Source organism: Brevundimonas sp. AVps31 (assembly GCF_058681355.1).
Genome location: NZ_CM178736.1, coordinates 1,304,696 through 1,327,092 on the forward strand (window position 1 = coordinate 1,304,696; position 22,397 = coordinate 1,327,092).

The window sequence follows — 22,397 nt, forward strand, 5'->3', positions numbered from 1 at the left end:
TCCGCCCTGACCGGCGAGGCCGCCCCGGTGCTCACTATCCCGTCAAACGCTGGGGTTCGCGCCGCCGCCACCCGACGCGCTCAGCAAACAGTATTTGACCCCGGCGCAGGCGACCTCGAGGGCATGGCCCGCGGCCGCTGGTGGCGATCGTCGTGTTGAACCGGCGCCCGGTCGGCGGCTCCAGCGGTCAGGCAAGACCCAAGGCCTCCGACGGCCTGCGGCCATGCCCGGAGTGTGGTCGTTCGCCGCTCGACGACGTCAGTCTAGGTTGAATAAGAGAGCTGCGTCATCATTCCCGCCGCCATGTGGTAGAGGTGATGGCAGTGGAAAGCCCACTGACCGGGATTGCCGGCATCGAATGCGATGGTGACCGACCGCTGGGGTGGGATGTTCACAGTATCCCGCATGGCGCCGGAAAACCGCTGACGATTGATCGCCACCACCTGAAAATGATGGCCATGGAGGTGCATCGGATGGGACATCATGCTTTTGTTGAGCATGGTGACCTCGATCCGGTCACCCCGGCGCACCACCATCGGCTCAGCGGTTTCAAGACCCCAGCCATAGGTCGCCATCGATCCGGTCAGCGCCAGATCGAAGGCCCTGTGATCCGAATGGTTTTCCAACGGAACCAGAGCGGACAAGCGAGCTTCAAAATCCAGATCCAGCACGGGAGCGTCATCGACGGACAGTTCAGGCAGTCTGGAAACGGTCGCCCCCGGGGGCTGAAGGATCAGGCCCGTCCGTTGCCTGGCGCCCTCCCGAAGAGCAAGGACCGGAAACGACCGGACCTCGCGCGGCAACTGTAGACGGACGTCGAGCCTTTGCCCCATCGCCACAGGAAAGCGCCGGCCCTTGACCGGTTGGACGAGCTGCCCGTCGACGGCGATCACCTCCCCGTCGACCTCACCCAGATCCAGGGTGAAGGCGGTAGCCGTCGCCCCGTTTATAACCCGTAGCCGCACCCGTCCGCCGAGTTCGACGGCAACGATTTCAGGGTCGCCGAGGGTTCGGTCGTTGGCGAGATAGGCGTCGTACTCGACGTCATTGATGTCGATCGCCATCCCGACGCCGTCGGTCGAGGCGGTCGTCGGCGCCATGCCGGCGATCGGCGCATGATCGGGCGCCGGGCTGCCGCGTGATTTCAGCCTTTCGAGGATCTCCTCGGGGGAGGAAAACGAAAAATCATGCAGGAGAACGATGATCTCCTGTTCGTCGCGCCGCTCCTCCGCCAGGGTTCGGACAATCATAGGAGCCGCCAGCAACGCCTGCTCCTGCAGTGTGTGGGCATGCATCCAGTGCGTTCCCGCCGCACCCACCGGAAAATCGAAGCTCCGTTCAGTGCGGGCCGCCATGAGCGGGAGAGCGGCGCCCGCCACCCCGTCGCTTGCAAAAGGCGGTGTCAGGCCGTGCCAATGAATGATGGTCGCCTCATCCGTATCGTTCTCCAGCATCACATTGAATGCGTCCCCCTCCCGCAAGGCCAGGCCGGGCGTTCCATTCGGCTGACGCAACCCGAAGACGCTTGCCGCCCTTCCGTTGACCTCGATGGTTCGCCGGGCGATCCGAAGCTGTACGGGGACGGTCGCCGGCCGAGCCATGAAGCTCTTGGCCCACGAAACTTGCGGGGCTGCGAAAGCGAGCGCCGTGGCGCCCAGCAGACTGCCCTCGAGGAGGCGGCGGCGATTCATCGGGAGCTCCTGGATAAACGGTGGCGGCCACTTTGAAGCCCCCAGCGGTCCGTGCATTGATCGGGATCAATACCCGACCGTGATCCGCAGGCTTGCTTTGTCCCCCCAAGGAGCCGCAGGTCGTACGCACCGGATCGACCCGGCGACAGGACGCAAGCCATCTGCCTTTCAGCCGCCGTCAGTTATGCCGCCGCCGTCGTGCTGATCCCGGTCGGCACGGTCACCCTGGTTCGGGGACTACGGACGGACAGGCGTTATGCCGCCTTGTTCGCCCTGCCCCTTCTGTTCGGCCTTCAGCAGATGTTCGAGGGTCTGGTCTGGACCGCCGGCGGGCTCGACGATCAGGTCGCGGTGGCCCGGTACTCCCTGGCCTATATGTTCTTCTCCTGGCTGGCCTGGCCCGTATGGGTGCCGGTCGCCGTCTTCCTCATAGAAGGCTCTCGCCGCAAACCCCTGTTTCTCGTCATGGCGGTCCTGGGCGGGATGCTGGGAGGCCTGCAGTATGTCCCCTATTTCGCGCATGAAGGCTGGCTCACGGTGAGATTCCTGCCGAACGCGATCGTCTATCAAAGCACCGAGCTTCTGGACTTCATCATAGGGCGGGAAGGAACCTACGTGATCTACATGGCGATCGTGGCGGGCTCGCTCCTCCTGTCGTGGGACCGCAACGTCAAGGTGTTCGGTCTGCTGGTGTTCGCCGTCATGGCGGTCACCTACGCCTTCTTCGCCTACGCCTATGTCTCGGTCTTCTGTTTCGGCGGAGCGCTGATGTCTCTCTACCTCGTCTGGATGGCTTTCGGCGGAGGCTTCAAGACGGGTCGACGTGAGCCCGACTGCGCGGTCGGCTCCGTGCCGACATGATGCCCGCAGGCTTGACGCTCCATAGTCTGCCCAGGCGGCGCCGGTCGGCAGGCGAAACCGCCGTTCGCGCCGCCGTCGGAAAAGGAAGAGCGGATGAGTGAAACCGGCGGCATCGGGGACAGCGCCCGCGACGCTGTGCTCAACAGAGACTGCTTCTGCATCACGCTCGACAGATCCAGCTTGAGTGCGGCGATCCGTGCGGAGGCCGGGGATCCGGACCTCGTTGGCGCGCTGCTCGCCTCAAGGCCGAATCTGTTCTCCGGCGGGCCCGTCTTCATCTCCACGCACGACGTCAAGGCCATGCTCGACGTCGTCGCGGCCATCGAAGCGGCGACCGGCGACACGGCCTATCAGGAAGAGGTGCTTGGCTGGGCTCCCGCGATCGCCCGCCACGACTTCGGCCCCCGCGGCGTTTTCATGGGCTATGATTTTCATCTTGGCGGCAGCGGCCCCAAGCTGATCGAAGTGAATACGAATGCCGGGGGCGCCTTCCTGAACGCCTTGCTGGCCCGCGCCCAAGAGGCCTGTTGCCGCCAAGCGAGTGACGCCAGACGCGCAAACGCGCCTGGCGAGTTCGAAGCGCTCGTGTGGCAAATGTTTATCGACGAATGGGAATTGCAGGGTCGCGTCGGTCAGCCACGGACGATCGCCATCGTCGAAGACGGCCCGAAAGATCAGTTCCTCTACCCGGAGTTCCTGCTGGCCCAGCGGTTCTTCGAACAGCGCGGCGTGAAGGCCTGTGTCGTCGATCCCTCCGAACTCCGGATTTCCGGGGGACGCCTGGAACATGATGGGCAGACCGTGGACCTCGTCTACAACCGCCTCGTCGATTTTTCCCTCGACGCCGCAGGCCACGAAGCTTTGCGAGACGCCTATCTCCACGGCGCTGTCGTTCTGACGCCCAACCCCCGCAACCATGCCCTGTTCGCCGACAAACGGAATCTCAGCCTGTTGTCGGACCCGGCCATGGTCGCCGGTTGGGATCTGACGCCAGGCCAACTGAAAAGCCTTTCGGCGATCCCCCACACCGCCCTCGTGACGGCCGAAAACGCGGAGAGGCTGTGGGCGGAGCGCAGCCGGCATTTCTTCAAGCCCGCTGGCGGTCATGGTGGAAAGGCCGTCTATCGCGGCGACAAGCTCACCCGGCGCGTTTGGGCCGAGATCCAGCGAGGCGGCTATATCGCCCAGGAACTGGCAAAGCCGAGTGAACGTCGCATCAAGATCGACGGAGAGATCCAGTCTCTGAAGCTCGATGTCCGCCTCTACACCTATCAAGGCCAGCCTCTCCAGATGGCCGCCCGCGTCTATCAGGGCCAGACGACAAATTTCAGAACCCCGGGCGGCGGCTTCGCTCCCGTTTTTGTCGTCTAGGCCCCCGAATGCCGAGGTCAGGCGTGGCGATGCTTGCGCCCCTGGCCGGCCAGGGTGCTTCGGATCCTGTCGCCCGCCAACCAAACGTGACGTCCGGACCGAAGCCGCTGACCTTTCAACACGCAGCGGCGCCGTGGTTTAGTTTTCAGCTGAAGCGCGCCTTTGACGGTCAATCGGGAGGGCATGGGTCAGCATGCGAGGCATGGCCATGCCGAGAACGACGCCGAACCCGGTCAATACGGCCATGATGATGAACGAGGCATCGGGCAACCAGGCGACATCGTATAAAAGGCCTCCCCCGGCCGAACCGACGGCCGCACCCAAGCTTGCGGCAGCCGTTTGCCGGCCGAGTTGAGCGCCCTGCGCCTGACCGGCCATGCTGGAGGTCCAGTAGGTCAGGATCGGCGCGAGAATGCCGGCGCTTGCCGCCACGGCGCCGATCACCGCGAGCATCAGGGTGAAATCCGTCGCGCGCGGAAGCAGGAACAATCCCGTCGCCAGGACGACCAGGGCCGGTGCTATGAGCCAGCGGGTCGCCGAGGGCTTGATCCAGGGCGAGAAGACAATGGCCTGAACCACGAGCATGACCAGGCTGCACTCCGTAAACATCAGGGCGATCTGAGTCGGGGTCATGCCCAGTTCCTGCTTGCCGCGAAGCGCCAGACCGACCTCGAAAACACCGACACCGGCCGCGACGATGAATCCCAGGATCAGCAGATTTGGGATCAGCCAGCGGCCTGTCGACGAAGCGGTCGGGTCGGGCGCGCCCATCCGCCCCCTGCGCCGGCTTCGTGGTATCGCCAAGACGGCTGCGCCGGCCACGGAAAATGCGAGAACCGCCGTCGCGCCCAGCGGAAACGCCAACGACCCCATGGGATTGGTGATCGACAGCACGTCTGCGGCAGCGCGCGCGATGAACACGCCTAACATGGGTCCCAGGAGAAATCCCGAGACCCCCGCCAGGCTGACGAAGGTCAATCGGCGCGCGCGCACCTCGTCGGTCGCCGCCAGATCCCCTACGGCGGCAAGCGCCACCGGCGTGACCGCAGCGGCGAACAGACCGCTCAGGATCCGCTCCGCGTAGACCGCGACGAGGCTCTCGACGAAGGCGAAGACCAGCATGGTGGCGCCAAAACCCGTCAGGCCGATCAGCAGGATGACGCGGCGTCCATGCCTGTCCGAAAGGCGGCCCCACATCGGTGCGAAGAGAAACAACGACAGCATATAGAGGCCGGTCAGCAGACCTGTCGACCGGGAGACCTCTCTCGCCGAGGCGCTTTCGCCAACCAGCCGTTCAATCAGGAACGGCAGCAATGGGAGGACGACGCCGAAGCCCATCGACACCGTGAACACCGAGGCCATCAGGACAGCCATCGCAACCGGTGGCAGGGTCAATCTGGCGTTACGCTTCACACCGCCGCCGTCGCGGTAAGCGTCGGCTCCGCTACGACCGCCTCGCCGGTCCGGCGGATGCCGGTCAGGCGGGTTCGTTTCAACATCAGGGCGTTGATCGCCACGAGCGCTGAGCTCCCGGACATGGCGATGGCGGCGATGCTCGGTCCAAGCAGGAAGGGATAGAGCACGCCGGCGGCCAGCGGGAAGGCGATGACGTTGTACCCGACGGCCCACCACAGGTTCTGGTGCATCTTTCGAAGCGTCGCCCGGGACAGTTCGATGGCGCCGACGACGTCGAACGGGTCGCTCTTCATCAAGACGATGTCTGCGCTCTCCATGGCGACATCCGTGCCGGCGCCGATGGCGAAGCCGACATCGGCCTGGGTCAGGGCCGGGGCGTCATTGACGCCGTCGCCGACCATGCCGACCTTCTTGCCCTGAGCCTGCAGCTCCTTGACCTTGCTCGCCTTGTCGCCGGGCAGAACGTCGGCGAACACGCGATCGATGCCGAGACCCTTGGCGATCCGTTCGGCCGTACCCTGGTTGTCCCCGGTCAGCATGATGACCTCGACGCCCCGAGCGCGCAGGGCCTTGACCGCCTCGATCGCAGTGGGCCGCACCGCGTCGGCGATGGCGATCAGACCGACCAGTTTGCCGGCCACGGCCAGGTGGACCACGGTCCGGCCGGCGCCCTGCAACGCCTCGGATTTTGCGCCGAGTTCCCCGAGGTCGATCTTGTTCTCGGTCATCAGCCGCTTGTTGCCGAGCAACACCGTCTTGCCGCCGATCTTTGCCTGAGCGCCCTTGCCCTCGAGATTGGTGAACCCGCTCGCCTTGGGCGCCTTCACCTTTTCGGCCCTGCGCAGGATGGCCTGGGCCAGAGGGTGGTCAGATCCGGCCTCCACGGCCGCGGCTGCGGCCAACACCTGATGCTCCGTGGCGCCGTCCGCCGTCACCAGATCGACGACTTCGGGTTGGCCCATCGTCAGGGTGCCGGTCTTGTCGAAGATGATAACGTCCAGCTTGGTGGCGTCCTCGAGCGCCGACGCATTCTTGAACAGGATGCCATTCATGGCGCCCAGTCCGGTCCCGACCATGATGGCCATAGGAGTCGCCAGGCCCAGCGCGTCTGGACAGGCGATGACAAAGACGGTGATGGTCAGGCTGACGGCGAACAGGAGGGGCTGGCCGATGACCCAGAACCAGACCACGAAGGTCAGCAGGCCTACGAGGATCGCGGCCCAGACAAGCCACTGGGCCGCGCGGTCGGCCAGCAGCTGCGAGGGAGCCTTGGAGTTCTGGGCCTCCTGAACCAGTTTGACGATCTGGGCGAGTGCTGTGTCCGCACCGACTTTGGTGGCGCTGTACTGGAACGTGCCGCTCTTGTTGATCGTCGCGCCGATCACGGTGTCGCCCACCTTTTTCTCGACCGGCATCGACTCGCCGGTCAGCATGGATTCATCGACGAGCGACGCCCCCTCCAGCACGGTGCCATCGACCGGTATCTTGTTGCCGGGCCGGATCACGACCGTATAGCCGGACACCACCTCCGCGGTGGGCACCTCCACTTCCTTGCCGTCACGCAAAACGGTCGCCTTGGGCGGGGTCAGATCCATCAAGGCCCGAATGGCTTCGGATGCGCCGGCCCTGGCGCGCATCTCAAGCCAGTGACCGAGAAGGATGAAGACCAGCAGAATCGCCGACGCTTCGTAGAACTGCTGTCCGCCGTAGATAAAGGTGGAGCCGACGCTGAAGAGATAACCGGTGCCAACGCTCAAAACTATGAGCACCGCCATGTTGGCGACGCCGCTTCGCAATGACCGCCAGGCGGCAACGACGAAGGGCCAGACCGGATAGAGGATGGCGCCGCTCGCAAGGATGAACAGGACGAGGTCCAGCCTCATGCCGAACGGAGGCGGAATCCGGATGAAGTCCATGCCCATCGGCGAGAAGGCGAAGATCGGCAGACTGAATCCCAGCGCGACCCAGAAGCGGTTGCGCATATCGCGCACCATCGACTGCATGTCTTTTCCGGAGCCATGGCCCATTTCGTGGGCCATGGCGTCCTTCTGCGCCTTGCCCCGGGCCGGGTCTTTCCCGTTCATGAGGCCCGACTTCGCCTTGGATGTCTCGCGGGAATGTCCTCGATGCGCGTCGGCGGGCCCGACCGGCTCCGGGGCGCCTTTGGCCGGCGCTTCGTGATTCTGGCAGACATGGTTGGGGAGGGCCTCGCCGGCGCAGTGGAAGCCGCAGGCCTCGATCGCCGCCCTGATTTCAGACAGGCTGGTCTTGGCCGCGTCGTAGGCGACCGTGGTGGACCCCGACACCGGATTGACGGAAACGCGGCCGACGCCGTCGATGCGACGCAGCTGTCGTTCAATCCCGGACGCCCCAAGGACGGAGAAGAGATTACCGACTTCAAGCGTCCGGGTGGTCATTGATGCTCTCCGACTGGTGAGGGAGAGCCCGAGTGACGCTCCGTTGGATTGTCTGCGCCCCTCCCGGTCGGCAATGGTCCTGGAGCGGTCACGTCTTTAAGCGCGGGCGTCTAGGGTGTCCGGGCGCCGGCCTCGGCGAAGAGTCGGCCTTCGATGCCCATGGCCGAGTCGGTCGCGGCGATTGAGCGCCGCCCGGATGTCTCGCGTCCATCGAGCGCTCTGATGGCGTCGATCGTTTCGGGCACGACGATCGCCTGATTGTCGACCATGTAGGCGTAGAAGAGCTCATCGCCCTGCACCGTGAGCATGTCGGCCCACAGCGCCACTTCATAAAGGTCGCTGCGGGAGCGGCCCCGATCCGCCATCAGTTCCTTGACGGCGTTAAGCGCATCCAGACCGTGCTCAGTCTTCATCAACAGGATGCGTGACGACGAGCGGAAGGCATTGAGCACCTCCTCCTTGTCCACGGGACGGGTCAACTGGACTGACCAGTAGTGCAGATGGGCGATCGTCTCGGGGACCTTGACCGCCATGGTCACCACGTCGAGGTCGGGATCGACAGTCCGGGCGTCCGGACCCTGGTGGCTGGGGATTTCGGGCTCAGGAACCAGGGTGTTCATGATGCCGCCCTGATGGCTCTCCCACGGATCGGTCGCGCGGCGAAGCAGGGTTCCCCGGGCGCGTCCAAGCAGACCGGCGCGCTTGAGTGCGCTCAAGGTCCGCACAGTCGCGGTTGTGTTGCAAGAAACCACTCGGGTCGATTCACGCCCGATCGCCGTCTCGAAATTGGCCTCGGCGACGAAGGAATGCCCGGTTATGCCGTGCTTCTCGCCCCCTTGAAGAATGAACTTGAGCTGACGCTTGCGGTATTGGGGGACATTGTCCGCCGCCACGCGCTTGGGGGTGCAATCGACAACGACATCCGCCTCGCCAAGCAAATCATCCAGGCGGCCAGCCGTCTGAACGCCTGCGGCCCGGAACGCATCCTCTGCCGGGGCCGTGGCGGCAAAAAGCGGCACACCCTTGGTCTGAAGCACACGGGTTCGCCAGTCCGTCGCGACGTCGGACACGCCAATGAGCGTCATATCGCTCTGGGCCCTAACGGCATCGGCGACGCGTTTGCCGATCACGCCATAACCATTCACGGCAACCCGTATCGACCTGGTCATACATACGTCTCCTCCGGCCTAGAAAGCAGACGATGCGGGATCCGCGCATTGATCTGGATCAAAGCTCGCCGCGCCGGTGCATGTCATCCTCGGTCGATGTCGAAGGACAGCGGAGCCGAGGCGCAGATGCCAGAAGAGACGAACCGCAGGGTCGAGCGGCGGTGATGCTGGCCGCTGCAATCTTCGACGTCGATGGGGTCCTGCTGGCTTCGCCCCACGAGAGGGCGTGGCGCGAGGCGCTCGTGGGGCTTGCCGAGCCGGACCGCTTCACGACGGCTATTTATCAAGCCCATGTCGCGGGAAAGCTACGGCTCGACGGCGCCCGGTCCGCACTCGAGGCCTTGGGTGTGAGCAACGCCGACCGCCACGCGGTCGCCTATGCCGAACGCAAGCAGGCGCGGCTGGAGGAGCTGATCCGGACAGGCGCCGTGGCGGCCTTTCCGGACGCGCTGCGTTTCGTTGAGGCGGTCGCCGCCCTCGGCTGGCCCATGGCGGCCGCTTCCTCCTCCAGGAACGCCACCGCCATGATGCGCGCGATCCCGCTGCGGGCCGGCCGGAGCCTGCTCGACATCTTCCGCGTCAATGTCTCGGGTCGAGACCTCACGCACGGCAAGCCGGATCCGGAGCTTTTTCTGATCGCGGCCCGCGAGATGGGCGTGGCGCCCGCGCAGTGTTTCGTGGCGGAAGACGCTCCAGCGGGGATTGAAGCGGCCCGCGCCGGGGGCATGGCGGCTATCGGCGTTGCACGCCTCGGCGACGCCGAGATGCTGCGTGCGGCGCGCGCGGACCTGGTGGTCACAAGCCTGGACGACGTCGTGATCACCGAGCTTGCGCTTGGCCGGCTGGTCGGCCCGACACTGTGAAGGATCCGAAGACCATGAAACAGGCGCTGGAGCCGACTGCCGACGCCTCATGGGTCCTGAGTGACGATGGCTGTGATCCGCTCCGCGAGAGCGATCGCGCCACTCGGTTCGCGATCAGCAACGGGTTTCTCGGCGTACGAGCGTCCCAGACGGTCAATCGATCACCGCAGGGCGTCGGTTCACCGAACACCTATGTCGCCGGACTGTTCGATACGCCCGATGGCGACCGGGCAGTGCCTGAGTTGATCCCTGTCCCGAACGGGTTGCAGGTCCATATCAGCCTGCCTGGGGGGCCGCTTGTCCAGCATTTCGGCCCTGGTCCATCGCATGCGCTCACGCTCGATATGCGGCGAGGCCTTTTGCTTTCGGAATGCCGCCTGGTCGACGGATCCGCCGTGAGCGCCCGCCTTGTCCGGTTGAACCTGGTGTCACAGGACCGCAGATCCCTGGGATTGCAAATGCATCATTTGGAGGTTGAGCGCGGCGAGTCCGAGATGACGCTCGAAGCGTCCTTCGAAGGCCTCGATCGCGACCTCATGGCGGAGCGGCTCGACAACGAATTGGGCGTATGGCGCACCCGCCGTTCCGGCAAGCGCTTGGAAATCGCGGCAGCGGTGGCGTTGCGGATCGACGGCCTGGAGATGGCGCCGGTCGTGCTCGCCCCGTTCAAATGGTCGTGGACCTGGAAAAGCCGTCCCGGACAGATCATCTGCCTTGAGCGCATTATGGGGGTGGCGCGAAGCGCGGTTCCCGGTCCGGACGCCGGCGTCAAGGCTCTGAATGAACTCAAGGCCGGTCGAGATTTAGGGTGGCGAGACCTGCTCACACGGCATGAGACGGCCTGGGCACATCGTTGGTCGTCCAGCGACATCGACCTCAAAGGCGACGCCGCGGCGCAGAAGGCGCTTCGATTCGCCATCTACCATTTGAACAGCGCCGCCAACCCGGACGACCCGCGTGTCTCTATCGGCGCCAGGGCGCTGACAGGGGCCGACTATCGGGGGCACGTCTTCTGGGACACCGAGATCTTCCTCCTGCCCTTCTATATCGTGACCTGGCCGGAGGCGGCCCGGTCCCTGCTGATGTACCGGTTCCACACCCTGAACGGGGCGCGGGCAAAGGCTGCGGATCGAGGATGGCGCGGCGCGTTCTACGCCTGGGAGTCGACGGATACCGGTCTGGAGACCACGCCTGAGCAGGCGGTCGGTCCGGATCGACAAATCGTCGACATCCTTACCGGCGTGCAGGAGCAACACATCAGCGCCGACGTCGCCTATGCCGTCTGGCAATATTGGCAGGCGACAGGCGACGACGAATTCCTGATCGAGGCCGGGGCGGAAATACTGCTCGAGACCGCACGCTTCTGGGCCAGTCGGGCCCAGCCCGAAGCCGATGGCCTGCACCACATCCGCAACGTCATCGGCCCCGACGAGTATCACGAGAATATCGACGACAACGCGTTCACCAACGTCATGGCCCGTTGGAACATTCGCCGCGCGCTCGACGTCGCCGGCCTGCTGCGCCAAAGATGGCCCGATCGATGGTCAGCCCTGTCGAGCCACCTCGACCTGAACGAGGCCGAGCTGAAACGTTGGTCCGACGTCGCGGAGACGTTGGCGACGGGTCTGGATCCGGCCACCGGCCTGTACGAGCAGTTCGCGGGTTATTTCGATCTCGAGGACGTGGATCTATCGGCCTATGCGGGCCGCACCGTCCCAATGGACGTCATCCTCGGGCGTGAACGCACCCAGCAGTCGCAGGTGGTGAAACAGGCCGATGTCGTTGCCCTGCTGGCTTTGCTGCCTGGCGAATTCAACGCCGGCGCGGACCTGAAAAACTTCCGATACTACGAGCCCCGCTGCGGGCACGGCAGTTCTTTGAGCACGGCCATGCACGGCCTCGTGGCCGCGCGGCTGGGAGATGTCGAAAGGGCGCTCGACTATTTCCACAGGACTGCGGCGATCGATTTGATCGACACCAAGTCCGCGATCGGAGGGGGGGTCCACATCGCGGCTCAAGGCGGCCTCTGGATGATGTCGGTCTTTGGGTTCGCCGGACTGGCGCTACGGAGCGACGGACTCGCCCTCGCGCCGCAGCTGCCGGCGAGTTGGACCAGCCTGAGTTTCAGCCTCCAATGGCGCAACCGGAGCCTCGCGATCAGGATCGACCAGACCAACCGGACACTCGAGGTCTCGCTGGAATCCGGACTGCCGATGATCATCGCGGTTTACGGAGAACCCCACAGCGTCAGCCTCGACCAGGCCCTTGTCGCCGACATCAGGCAACCGGTTGAACCCGGTGATGGATGAGGTTGCCCACCGCCCAGTTCTGACATGGATCAATGCGCGAATTCGCCGGATAGCGTCATGGAGCCTGGGGTCGCTATCGGCCCGTCCCGTAAACCGGAACAGCAGATGTTTCTCAAAACCTACGTCAAGAGAGTCGTCCTGGTGGCGGCAAGCGCGACCGCAGCCCTTTTGTTGGCCGGGTGTGAAAACCAGGATCGGAATACTCGCCCGATCCTGTTTACAGCCGACGAACAGGGCCGATCGATTTCCGTCATCAATCCCGAGACAGGCCAGGTCGAGACGACCCGTATTGCCGTTTCCCCTCACAACGTTCAGGTCTCCAGCGACGGTCGATCCCTCTTTGCAGTCGGCGCCTCAGCACCTCAGGGCCCGGACGGAGAGGCTGAAATGGATGGACCGGGGCGCCTCCTCATCTTCGACGCGAGCGCCGTTTCAAAAGGCCCCAGCACGACTATCCCCGTCGGCAGGATGCCGGCGCATGTCGTCGTCGATGCGCGGAGCGAGCGGGCGTTTGTCACCAGCGCGGGAGACAACATGCTCACGGTCGTCGATCTCAAGTCGGGCTCAGTGGATCGCAACATCACTGTCGGGCGATCGCCCCACGGCCTGCGTATGAGCCCGGATGGTCGTACCCTCTATGTCGCCAATACTGGCGATGGGACGGTTTCCGTCGTCGACGCCGTCGATCTGGACGAAGTCGAGCGCATTCCAGTCGGCCGTGGCCCGGTCCAGGTCGCATTCACGCCGGATGGACGCTTCGGCTATGTGACCTTGCGAGATGAGAACGGCACGGCCGTGATCGACACCGCAAGCCGACGGGTGGTCGCCCGTATCCCGGTCGGACCCGGACCTATTCAGGTCTTCGCCTCACCTGACGGCCGGGAGGTCTATGTCGCCAACCAGGGGACAGAAGCGCGTCCAGGCAACACCGTCTCTGTGATCGACACCGCCCGTCAAACTGTCGTCGCCACGATCGTCGCCGGCGCGGGCGCTCACGGCGTCGTGGTCGGCGGCAATGGCGACCGGGTCTATATCGCCAATAGTTTCGCCGACACGGTGTCCGTGCTCGATCCCCGGACCCGCCGGCTTGTCCGCACCATCCCGGTCGGAAGGGGGCCGGGCGGCATCAGCCTCGCCGAGGTCAACGACTGATTTCTCCTTCGGTCTCCACGCCACGGAACGAACCGCCGGCATCGAGCCGCCGTCGGCGGCACAGAGGCTGTGTGGCGTCGACGGAACCTTGCCCGCCACGACGTCTCGCGATCAGATGGCCAGATCCATATGCGCAAGCACCTGCTGTAACGCCCTCGCCGACGCGTTCAATGCCGCCGTCTCCGAGGGGGTGAGTGCCGGCGACAGAATGCGTTCGACCCCGCCTGCGCCAAGAATGCACGGCAGGCTGAGACAGACATCGGCGATACCGTATTGTCCGGTCAGCAGCGTCGAGACTGGCAGCACCGCCCTCTCATTGCGCAAGATCGCCTCGCATATCCGCACGATCGCGGTCGCCACCCCGAAGGATGTGTAGCCCTTGCCCTGGACAATTCGGTAGCCGGCGTCGCGCACCTCCGTGGCGATCTGGCCCTGGTCGAGTTCCTGCCCCGGCGGACAGAATTCGCTCAGCGGCAACCCTCCGACACGAACGGTCGAGAACGCTGCTACCTCGCTGTCGCCATGCTCGCCCAGAACAAGCCCGTCGATGGACCCGGGCGTGACCTGCAGGCTCTCGGCGAGCGTCTGTTTGAGACGGCTCGTGTCGAGCAGTGTTCCCGTGCCGATGACCTTTGCCGACGCAAAGCCCGAGCGACGCAGCGCCATTAGCGTCATCACGTCCACCGGGTTGGCGGCGACAAGGATGATCCCCGCGAACCCGGCCTGGACCAGCTCTCCGACGCAGGTCGTGACGATCATGGCGCTTTGGGACGCTACGGACAGGCGACTTTCCGAGCCGTGCGTCGCCGCCCCTGCGGTAATGACAGCAATCCGGGCTGTTGCCGCGTCGGCGTAGCTTCCGGCCCAGATGCGCGCGGGCCTGGCGAGCGCGTTCGCATCGGAGAGGTCGGCCGCCTCAGCCTCGGCCAGCGCCAAATCGCTGTCGATCAGCACAATCTCCTCGAACAGGGCTCGAAGCATCAGGGCATATGCGGCCGTCGCCCCGACGTGGCCTGCGCCAACGATCACAATCCGTTCGTGTTCGATCATCGGGTCTTCCTTTCGACCGGCGCGGCTGGAGCCGCCCGCACCGCGCCGCCTCCCCGGCCAGCGTCGCTGACCGAAAAACATTCTGATCGGCTTCGGCCTTGACCGCTGCCGCTTCTGATTGCCCGGGAAACACGGGGATCGGCCTGAATACTCGCCAGCTTTGACAGCGCGCGCACTCACCCAATCGAGCTCGAAACCCTAATGGTTTGTGAGCCCGGGCCGGATCAGGCCGGACGACCCAGAGGGGCCGGCCGGCCCCGCATCCCGGTCACGGCTTCGAATGGTTCTGTACGTCCTGAAGATAGACAATCAGATCCGCGATTTCGTCGCTTTCCAGAGTGATTTGGGGCATCTCCGGATGGCCGTTCGTAATGCCTTCGGCAAAAGCTTCCTGAAGGTCCGCCACCGGATAACGGGTCCCCAAGTGCCGCAGCGGCGGCGCGGCGGCGCTCGGACTCTCCCCCGTGGGTCCGACGGAGTGGCAGGCTGCACAGCGGCTTTCTACAAGCGCCTTCCCCCGAGCGATGGAGGCGAAATCCAGCGTTTCCACCGGATAGTATCGCGCTGCTTCCGCAGTGCGTGATGCTTCACGATAGACAGGATCGGTCGTACATCCCGTCAACAAGAACAATCCGGTGATCGCGATTAGACGCAAGACTTCCGCTCCATGAGGTTGTGCTCAAAGCGCCTCTTTCGGCGCGGCCGTCATTGATCGAGATCAAAGCCATCGGGATGCGGTGCAGTAGCACACCTTGCCCAGGTCGTAGCGGTTCGCCCTGAGCCAGAGAGCCTCCCGACCGGTATGAGCGCGGTCTCGACATACAGCTGAAGCCAGCTTCCTGTCCTTGTCCCATGACGTCGATCAAGACCGCGCGAGCGCCACCGCCTCAATGATGATCGGTTCGATGAGGTCGTTGAGATCCGAGCCGGGCTATCCGCCGTCGGTTAGAGCCGCACCAGCGATTTCCCACCCCCGGCCGGATGTGCGGCGGGTTCGCCCGCGCTGTTCTGAGGACGGCTCGACTTGCGCTGAACCCCCGTGTCCGGTCATCTGAAGCGATGGGCAAATACGATCCGCTTCGAGACTATCTCCGCAGACAGAAGACGGATGAGCTCGAACTCTCCTTCGTCGAGATGGAACGCAAGATCGGCTATATGCTGCCCAAGAGCGCGAGCCTGCCGCAGTGGTGGGCCAGCACGGCCGATCCGGCCACGACCCAAATTCAGCGTCGGGCCTGGGGCGACGCCGGCTTCGACGCCCTTTTGATCGCTGGGGCTGACCGTGTGCGTTTCAAGCGGGTCAAAGCCCCACATCCCGCGCATTAACCGCCAAAATCGAACGCCGTCTGGTTTTCCGCAACGGCGGCTTTCCGTTTTCGACGGGTCTTGGCGCCTGGATCCGGGTCAATCACGGCCTCTGGTCGACCGGCTCCCTTTGCCTGTTCCTGGATTCGCCTGATCTGTGGCGGTTCGACCGGTTCCTGCGCCGCTACTATGGCCCGCGGCTCCGGCAGACGCCGGGGCGTCCTTGCTCGTCTCCATGCCAGCAACTCGCTCTGCCACCAGCCCACACGGTTCTGCGACACCTGGACGCTGGCCGGGAAGTCTCCGCTCTTCTGCATGCGCCAAACCGTCGTCCGGCTCAGACCACAGATCACCCTGACCTGCGACCAGGGCAGGATCCGGTCTTCCAACGCGTCGAACGGAGGCGGCTCGCTCACAGGGTCCATGACACCGCCTCGTCCGCCCGGCGCTCCAGAACCTCGGCCAGCAAGCGGGCGTCTCGCGCCGCATCGACCGGATCTCGAACCTCCCAGGTTTTAAGAACGTCCTTGAGGGCGAAGCTGACTGCGGGGTCGATCAGCAGATCCGCCACCGTGGGCGCCCACTCGGTCCTGAACCCTTCGAAACACATCTCAGCCATGCCGCCGCCCCCGTGCCGCCGGCGGCGCAGACGCTCGCAAGTCACTGACCTGGTCCAGGGCCCAGGCGCGAAGCACGCCACGCGGATAGTAGGGCCTATGCCGAACGTGGAGACAGGGAGGGCCATTTCCCCCAGTGGACCACAGCCGTGCGAGGGTCTCGGGCTTCATGCGGATACCGAACTGTATCAGGAAGGCGGACGCTTCCTTGCGGGTCAGCAGATCCTCATCGGTCGCCCCTGTCGGCGAGATGACCGGTTCCGTCGCCGGGGTCATCGGCTCGGCTCCCGCACCCGACAGTCTCGGGAATTGCGGGCGCCCCTCCCGGCCGAGAGCGCGAGGTAGCAGTCAACGGCTGCGGCGACGTAGACCGGCGCGTGGTCAACGGTCCCTTCTGCGAGGAATTCGTCCCGGAGGAGGACGTTCTTTCGATCCAGGTAGAGGGCGCGGAACTGCTCCCGGGGTGCGTGGGCCAACGCTGAGCGCACATAGGCTATAAGGCATGACCAGGACGATACGACGGGACGTCGGCAAGCTTCCGACCGGGCCAGACGGACGCTCAACTGCTGCAGTAGTTTGAGGTCGGTGATCGTGGTCGCGTTCAGTGAAGCGGCCCGGGCGAGTTCCGGCGGGTCGGCAGCGACGACGGCTGCCACCGAGCCGAAGACCTTCAGCAAAGTCTCAACGGCCCGGGGAATGTCACGCTGTGGCAAGGTGCGTGTCATCAGCAGGGAGAGTAGGGACGCGTCGTCCAACTCCGGCTGAAGGGCTCCCGGTAGATCAAAAAGCGACGCCGAGAGACGATCGGAAGGCTGGGGCGTCGATGAGGGCAAGGGTCGCATCACGGGCTCCTGGACTGTTCCACCCCCGCTCGGGGCGGCCGCCTCCGCCCTTCCTTTTTCTCCGGTTCACTGTTGGCGAGGTACGCCGCGGGCGTCAGGTTGGCTCCTGAAATGGCTCCTCATGCTCGCCGGCCACGCCTCGTTTCTGGCCAGACGTCTCGAAGTGGCGGGACGCCGAGACCCTCGAAGTCCGCCCCATCTTTTTTCTGGTCACCCTCAGGAATGGCCTGATCTTCCTGTTTGCGATCCCGATCTTCGAGCTGCTCGAACATGCCCAGACGAGCGGCTGGATCCAGACGGTGTTCACACTGCCCTGAGCCAGGCGCCGCGAACTTGCTGGACCGCCTAAAACCAAAAAGCCGCTTGGCTGGTGGACGGGGCTTCGCACCAGAGTTGCTAAGCTCACCGCCAGGATCCGCGCCTGCTGACACGACAGGAAGGCCTCGAGCGGTCTCCTATCCCGGCTGCGCTCCGGCGGTTGCCGCCGAAAGAGCCCGGGCCTCGCTGCGGATGCGCACCCACATCATCGCTGCGTTGAGAAGGCTGAATATGATCGCATAGCCGACCAGTCCGAAGGCCAGCGGCAGGACCGCGATCTCGAGGGCGACCACGACATAGTTGGGATGGGAGACGAAGCGATAAGGCCCCCGAGTGACCAGCGGCGCGCCTGGCAAGGTGATGATCCGGGTCGTCCAGCGGGAACCGAGAGTGGCGATCACCCAGACCCGGCCTGCCTGGAGCAGAACGAAGACGGCGAGCAGGGCAAGGTTGACCGGCCTGTCCCACGCGAACGCCCACAGTCCCAGAAGCCAGGCCCCGTGCAGGAGGACGATGAAGACGTAGTGGTCCGCGCCCGTCTCGACGGCGCCCTGGGCGCGCAGACGGTGAGTGTTATACTCGGCCAGAACCAGTTCCCCGAGCCGCTGCGCGGTCACCAGGGCGAGGACGACGATGGACAACATCACGCCGCCGCCCTCAGGGTCACGGTGCTGAGGGTGAAACCTGGCCCCAGGGCGGTCACGACCGACCGGTTCGGCAGGCCCCGTCGTCTCGCCCGGTCGAGGACGTAGAGGACCGTCGGCGCGGACATGTTGCCGTGGTCGGCCAGAACCTCCCGTTCGTGATCCAGACTGCCCTGATCGAGGGACAGGGATCCCTCCAGGGCGTAGATGACCTTCATTCCGCCCGGGTGACAGATGAAACGATCAACATCCTCAAGCTCCAGGCCCTGGCGTTCGAGCATCCCGACCATCGCCGGTCGAAGGTTTTCGCGGGCGAACGGAGGAATGGCGCGGTCGAAGATCACGCCCAGACCGGTCGGGCCGACGCGCCAGCCCATGACGTCCAGACTTCCGGGCCAGGTGTGTTCGCCCGCCGCCTCGATCGAGGCGAAGCCCGCCTCGCCGCAGCGCACCACACAGGCGGCCGACCCGTCGCCGAACAGCGCCGTCGCAACAATGTCCGCCTTGGTCAGATCCTCCATCCGGAACGAAAGGGTGCAGAGCTCGACCACGACCACAAGGATCACGGCCCCCGGCGAGGCCTGGGCCAGCCTTCCCGCAAGGGCGAGGCCCGTCGCTCCGCCGGCGCAGCCGAGGCCGAAGACCGGGACCCGCGCTGCATCGGAGCGAAATCCCATCCGGGCCATGGCGCGGGCCTCAAGGCTGGGCGTGGCGATGCCCGTCGATGAGACCGTGATGACCACGTCGACATCGGAACCTTTCAGGCCTGCTTGATCGAGAGCCGCTTCCGCGGCTCTGGCCAACATGCCGACCGCGATGTCGAGATAGGCCTGGGTCCGTTCCGGCCAACTCCGTGGAGTGAGATACCAATCCAGGGGCATGGCCGATTGCCGCGTCCTGATCCCCGCAGTGTCGAACACGGGCAGCATCCGGTCGATTCCGGGAAACCGGTCTCTAAACAGCGCCTGAGCGACCCGGACCACGTCCGGCTGGGTCATGACATTCGGCGCGTTTGCGGTCGCGATGGAGAGAAGTTTGGCGGAAGCCGGCATCGAGGTTCGCTCCGGTCGGCATCGGTTGCGACCCGAACGCTAATCGCGCGAAAGCTTCAAGGTTCCAAAAAGGCTTACAGTACAGCTAGATAAGAACCGGCATCACTCGCAAAAGCACCCAGAAGCGGAAGCATAGCGTTCGAGGATGAAGCACGAAACAGCTCCCGAGATGGGCGGTCGGCGTGCCTCTCGACCAGTTCATTCTCGACCGCTATCTCGCCAGCGCCGGTCAGAATGAGACGTCGTCGGGTCTCAAACGCCGTAACCCGCAAGGTGGACCGGAGCGATGGCCACGGCCTCACGTCTCTTTTCACACCGTCGGTTTCGGTGTGAGGTTGGCTGAAAGCCTGGCGAGACGACGCGGCAGATCCCGTTCGATGGTTCTCTTCTGATAGGGACTAAGCTTGCGCCAGCCCGCTATCTCCGGGCGCGTTCGACCACAGCCTTCGCACTGACCCGAGCGGCCGTCGAAGGTGCAGATATCGATACAGGGCGTGCCGGTCATGAAGGAACTACCCGGCCAGGGCCACGACGGCCTGCCAGGTGAGAACCAGGCCGACGATGGCGATCAGCCCGCCTGAAAAATAGGGCGCTTTCCGCGCAAAAGCCGCGAAACCTCCCGACCAGCGCTTCTCCGCATGCCGCATCCCGATCGCCGCTGCGACACCGACGGTGACCATGGTCGCCGCCAATCCGATCGAAAAGCACAGGACGAGGGTCGCACCCAAGGCCACCTGCTTCAGCTGCAGGCAGAGCAGCAGGACGGTGATCGAGGCCGGGCACGGGATCAGGCCGCCTGTCAGGCCGAAGAGCATGATCTGCCAGGTGGTCACCTTGCGGTTGGCGAACCGTTTCTTGATGTCGTTGGCGTGGGCGCGTTCATGGGCGTCCTGGTGGCCGGGGTTTGAGACATCCAGGCCGCCGTGGTCATGACCATGCTCGTGATCGTGTTCGGCGAACTCGACGTCGAAGTCATGGGTGTGATTGCCGTGGCCCAGAACCAGCCGCGCCGTGAAGGCGTGGGGTTCGGGAATGACGTCAGCCGATTCGAGATAGCCGTCGCGTGTCTCGAAGTGGAATGTCTGGACGGAGCCGTCCGCGCGCGTGGTGGCGACCTTGATGTCGCCGGCCCTCGGGACAGGACCGTGATCGGGGGCAAACCGGAAGCGCGGCGGAATACCGTCCTCGAAGATACTCAGGCTGACGACGCCATGGCCCGTGTCGATCCAGCGCGTCTCGTCGTGGGTGTGGTCATGATCATGCTCGTTATGGACGGCGTTCTGCTCGCGCCATGTGGCCAACAGCATCCATGCGGCGACACCGAGGATGATCACGGCCGAGGCCAGTTGGAACCAGCCCTCCGAGGCTTCGATGTCGAAGAACTGACCGAAGTAAAGACCGGTCAGGGCGATCGCCCAGACGATGGCCGTGTGCGACAAGGTCGCCGAAAGCCCGAGCAATACCGCCTGCCAGACCGTCCCGCGCACGGCGACGATGAAGGCCGCCATCATGGTCTTGGAATGCCCCGGCTCAAGACCGTGAAGCGCCCCGAGAAGGAGGGCCGAGGGAATGAACAGCCAGGCATGGGCCGAGCCCTGCGCGAGCAGGTCCGCAAACGGAGTCATCGGCGTCTCACAGGTATTTGGTGATGTCTTTGAACTCGGCCATGGCCTGCCGCGCCTCAGCCGGATCGCCCTCCGCCGCATGGGCGAGGCAATGGTCGATGTGATCGTGGATCAGGGCCTTCTTGGCCGCCGCCACGGCCTTCTCGATTGCGTGAAGCTGCTGGGCGAGGTCGAGGCAGGTGCGGCCGCCCTCGATCATGGCGATGGTTTTCCGCAGATGTCCCTCGGCGCGTTTGAGCCGATTGACGATCTCGGGATGGGATTTATGGACGACGTGGGCCATAGCAAGATGCTATCCCCCCGGAGGGGATAAGGCTAGCCCCCTGGCTCGACCCGCAGGATGATCTTCGATGTTTTCCCCGCTCCGACATGCCGGTTATCGGCACCTGTTTACGGCTCAGGTCGCGGCCCTGCTCGGCACGGGCATGGCGACGGTGGCGCTGGGTCTGCTGGCGCATGATCTGGCCGGGGCCAATGCCGGCGAAGTCTTGGGGATGGCCCTGGCCATCAAGATGATCGCCTATATCGGCGTCGCGCCCTTCGCGAGCGCCCTGGCGGCCAGGCTTCCCCGCAAGGCCCTGCTGGTCTCGCTGGATGTCGTCCGGGCCTGTGTCGCCGGCGCCTTGCCGTTCGTTGGCGAGGCCTGGGAGGTCTATGCCCTGATGACGGTGCTGTACGTCGCCTCGGCGGCCTTCACCCCGGCGTTCCAGGCGATGATCCCCGACCTGCTGCCTGACGAGGCGGAATACACCAAGGCCCTGTCGCTCTCGCGCCTCGCGGCCGATCTCGAGAGCGTGGCCAGTCCCGTGCTGGCGGCCGTGCTCCTCGCCTTCATGAGCTACAACAATCTGTTCGCCGGGACGTCCCTCGGCTTCGTTATCTCGGCCCTTTTCGTCGTCACGGCTGCACTGCCGGTACTGACGCAGACGGCTCAGAAACCCTTCATCCAGCGGCTCACGGGCGGGGTTCGCCTGTTCGCTTTGACGCCACGTCTGCGCGGTCTGATCGCCATCAGCATCGCCGAGGCCGCCGGCGGGGCCATGGTGTTCGTCAACACGGTCGTCCTGGTGCAGTCCCGCTTCGCCATGTCCGGCCAAGCCGCCGCCTGGGCGCTAGCGGCTTTCGGGGCGGGGTCGATGGCGGCGGCGATCGCCCTGCCTCGCCTGCTGGACCGGGTCGCAGACCGGACCGCCATGTTGTGGGGCGCCGCGATCATGACCCTGGTGCTGCTTGGGGGATCGGTGCTGGCGACCACCTATGTCGCCCTGCTCATCCTCTGGGCCGTCATGGGCGTCGGCTATTCGCTGACCCTCACACCGGCGGGTCGCGCCTTGCGTCGGTCTTCCAACGCACAGGATCGTCCGGCCCTGTTCGCGGCGCAGTTCGCCCTGTCCCACGCCGCCTGGCTGATCGCCTATCCGGTCGCCGGTCTGGTCAGCGCGGCTGCGGACCCCAGCGCGGCCTTTCTGGTGCTGGCCGCCCTGTGCGCGTTCGGAACGGTCCTAGGATTTGTAGTCTGGCCTGCGAACGACCCGACGGACCTGCCGCATCGGCATGACGCACCGGCCGAAGACGATCCGCATCTGGACGGTCAATCCGGAGAGGCGTTGCACAGCCATCCCTTCGTCATCGACGAGCGCCACCCGCGATGGCCGACGACGAAGGAGTGAGCCCAAGGCGGGAGACATCCGACCG

Annotated in this window: 21 protein-coding genes; 7 read left to right on the forward strand and 14 right to left on the reverse strand. The window is 64.9% G+C overall.

Annotated elements, in window-relative coordinates:
* Nucleotides 1-263: 263 nt before the first annotated feature.
* Entirely contained in the window at nt 264-1,691 is a 1,428-nt protein-coding gene (locus ACW174_RS06255) for a multicopper oxidase family protein (protein ID WP_492016820.1), read from the reverse strand.
* A gap of 198 nt (nt 1,692-1,889) precedes the next feature.
* Between ACW174_RS06255 and ACW174_RS06260 the strand changes: the two genes are divergently transcribed.
* Both ACW174_RS06260 and ACW174_RS06265 read left to right on the forward strand, forming a co-directional pair.
* The gene (locus tag ACW174_RS06260; protein WP_287928189.1) at nt 1,890-2,552 is read left to right on the forward strand and encodes a DUF6629 family protein; all 663 of its coding nucleotides are present in this window, start codon (nt 1,890-1,892) and stop codon (nt 2,550-2,552) included.
* Nucleotides 2,553-2,645: 93 nt separating this feature from the next.
* Nucleotides 2,646-3,923, forward strand: coding sequence for an ATP-grasp domain-containing protein (locus ACW174_RS06265; RefSeq protein WP_287928190.1), 1,278 nt, complete (start codon nt 2,646-2,648; stop codon nt 3,921-3,923).
* Nucleotides 3,924-4,061: 138 nt separating this feature from the next.
* On the opposite strand, the gene ACW174_RS06270 is transcribed toward ACW174_RS06265, so the two are convergent.
* The 3 genes from ACW174_RS06270 to ACW174_RS06280 all read right to left on the reverse strand — a co-directional run bounded on the left by ACW174_RS06270 (nt 4,062) and on the right by ACW174_RS06280 (nt 8,925).
* Nucleotides 4,062-5,285: an MFS transporter gene (locus ACW174_RS06270; protein WP_492016821.1), complete on the reverse strand. Its 1,224-nt coding sequence runs from the start codon at nt 5,283-5,285 to the stop codon at nt 4,062-4,064.
* A gap of 47 nt (nt 5,286-5,332) precedes the next feature.
* Complete coding sequence (locus ACW174_RS06275; protein WP_492016822.1) at nt 5,333-7,756, reverse strand: heavy metal translocating P-type ATPase; 2,424 nt, start codon at nt 7,754-7,756, stop codon at nt 5,333-5,335.
* A 110-nt stretch (nt 7,757-7,866) separates the two neighbouring features.
* Nucleotides 7,867-8,925 (reverse strand): type II glyceraldehyde-3-phosphate dehydrogenase, encoded by a 1,059-nt coding sequence (locus tag ACW174_RS06280; RefSeq protein ID WP_287928193.1) that lies wholly within the window; start codon nt 8,923-8,925, stop codon nt 7,867-7,869.
* A gap of 164 nt (nt 8,926-9,089) precedes the next feature.
* On the opposite strand from ACW174_RS06280, the gene ACW174_RS06285 reads away from it, so the two are divergent.
* The 3 genes from ACW174_RS06285 (at nt 9,090) to ACW174_RS06295 (ending at nt 13,249) form a co-directional block, all read left to right on the forward strand.
* Nucleotides 9,090-9,788 (forward strand): HAD family hydrolase, encoded by a 699-nt coding sequence (locus tag ACW174_RS06285; RefSeq protein WP_287928194.1) that lies wholly within the window; start codon nt 9,090-9,092, stop codon nt 9,786-9,788.
* A 14-nt stretch (nt 9,789-9,802) separates the two neighbouring features.
* Nucleotides 9,803-12,097: a glycoside hydrolase family 65 protein gene (locus tag ACW174_RS06290; RefSeq protein WP_372693231.1), complete on the forward strand. Its 2,295-nt coding sequence runs from the start codon at nt 9,803-9,805 to the stop codon at nt 12,095-12,097.
* Between the two features lie 105 nt (nt 12,098-12,202).
* Nucleotides 12,203-13,249, forward strand: coding sequence for a YncE family protein (locus ACW174_RS06295; RefSeq protein ID WP_287928196.1), 1,047 nt, complete (start codon nt 12,203-12,205; stop codon nt 13,247-13,249).
* 111 nt (nt 13,250-13,360) lie between these two features.
* Here the strand turns inward: ACW174_RS06295 and ACW174_RS06300 are convergent, their stop codons facing one another.
* On the reverse strand, nt 13,361-14,299 hold the full coding sequence (locus ACW174_RS06300) for an L-lactate dehydrogenase (RefSeq protein ID WP_372693229.1): 939 nt from the start codon (nt 14,297-14,299) through the stop codon (nt 13,361-13,363).
* Between the two features lie 268 nt (nt 14,300-14,567).
* On the reverse strand, nt 14,568-14,954 hold the full coding sequence (locus ACW174_RS06305) for a c-type cytochrome (protein ID WP_287928198.1): 387 nt from the start codon (nt 14,952-14,954) through the stop codon (nt 14,568-14,570).
* A 404-nt stretch (nt 14,955-15,358) separates the two neighbouring features.
* Here ACW174_RS06305 and ACW174_RS06310 point away from each other — a divergent pair, with 404 nt between their 5' ends.
* Complete coding sequence (locus ACW174_RS06310; RefSeq protein WP_492016823.1) at nt 15,359-15,625, forward strand: DUF7662 domain-containing protein; 267 nt, start codon at nt 15,359-15,361, stop codon at nt 15,623-15,625.
* Here ACW174_RS06310 and ACW174_RS06315 read toward each other — a convergent pair.
* The 8 genes from ACW174_RS06315 to ACW174_RS06350 form a co-directional block, all read right to left on the reverse strand.
* The gene (locus tag ACW174_RS06315; protein WP_492016824.1) at nt 15,622-16,029 is read right to left on the reverse strand and encodes a helix-turn-helix transcriptional regulator; all 408 of its coding nucleotides are present in this window, start codon (nt 16,027-16,029) and stop codon (nt 15,622-15,624) included. The genes ACW174_RS06310 and ACW174_RS06315 overlap by 4 nt on opposite strands.
* Nucleotides 16,017-16,223 carry a hypothetical protein gene (locus ACW174_RS06320; protein WP_287928202.1) on the reverse strand — a complete coding sequence of 69 codons (207 nt, stop codon included), beginning with the start codon at nt 16,221-16,223 and terminating at the stop codon, nt 16,017-16,019. The genes ACW174_RS06315 and ACW174_RS06320 overlap by 13 nt, the downstream gene beginning before the upstream one ends.
* 270 nt (nt 16,224-16,493) lie before the next feature.
* On the reverse strand, nt 16,494-17,063 hold the full coding sequence (locus ACW174_RS06325) for a JAB domain-containing protein (RefSeq protein ID WP_492016825.1): 570 nt from the start codon (nt 17,061-17,063) through the stop codon (nt 16,494-16,496).
* A 455-nt stretch (nt 17,064-17,518) separates the two neighbouring features.
* A complete protein-coding gene (locus ACW174_RS06330) occupies nt 17,519-18,025 on the reverse strand; it encodes an isoprenylcysteine carboxyl methyltransferase family protein (protein ID WP_245159367.1) in 507 nt (168 codons plus the stop codon).
* Nucleotides 18,025-19,077, reverse strand: a complete 1,053-nt coding sequence (locus ACW174_RS06335) for a type III polyketide synthase (RefSeq protein WP_492016826.1) — start codon at nt 19,075-19,077, stop codon at nt 18,025-18,027. Before ACW174_RS06335 ends, ACW174_RS06330 begins: the two co-directional genes overlap by 1 nt.
* A 310-nt stretch (nt 19,078-19,387) precedes the next feature.
* A complete protein-coding gene (locus ACW174_RS06340; RefSeq protein ID WP_135194134.1) occupies nt 19,388-19,582 on the reverse strand; it encodes a DUF1289 domain-containing protein in 195 nt (64 codons plus the stop codon).
* A gap of 7 nt (nt 19,583-19,589) precedes the next feature.
* Entirely contained in the window at nt 19,590-20,702 is a 1,113-nt protein-coding gene (locus tag ACW174_RS06345) for a nickel/cobalt efflux transporter (protein ID WP_135194135.1), read from the reverse strand.
* Between the two features lie 7 nt (nt 20,703-20,709).
* Entirely contained in the window at nt 20,710-20,985 is a 276-nt protein-coding gene (locus ACW174_RS06350; protein WP_088582496.1) for a metal-sensing transcriptional repressor, read from the reverse strand.
* 67 nt (nt 20,986-21,052) lie between these two features.
* Here ACW174_RS06350 and ACW174_RS06355 point away from each other — a divergent pair, with 67 nt between their 5' ends.
* Nucleotides 21,053-22,372: an MFS transporter gene (locus ACW174_RS06355; RefSeq protein WP_088582497.1), complete on the forward strand. Its 1,320-nt coding sequence runs from the start codon at nt 21,053-21,055 to the stop codon at nt 22,370-22,372.
* Nucleotides 22,373-22,397: the final 25 nt, after the last annotated feature.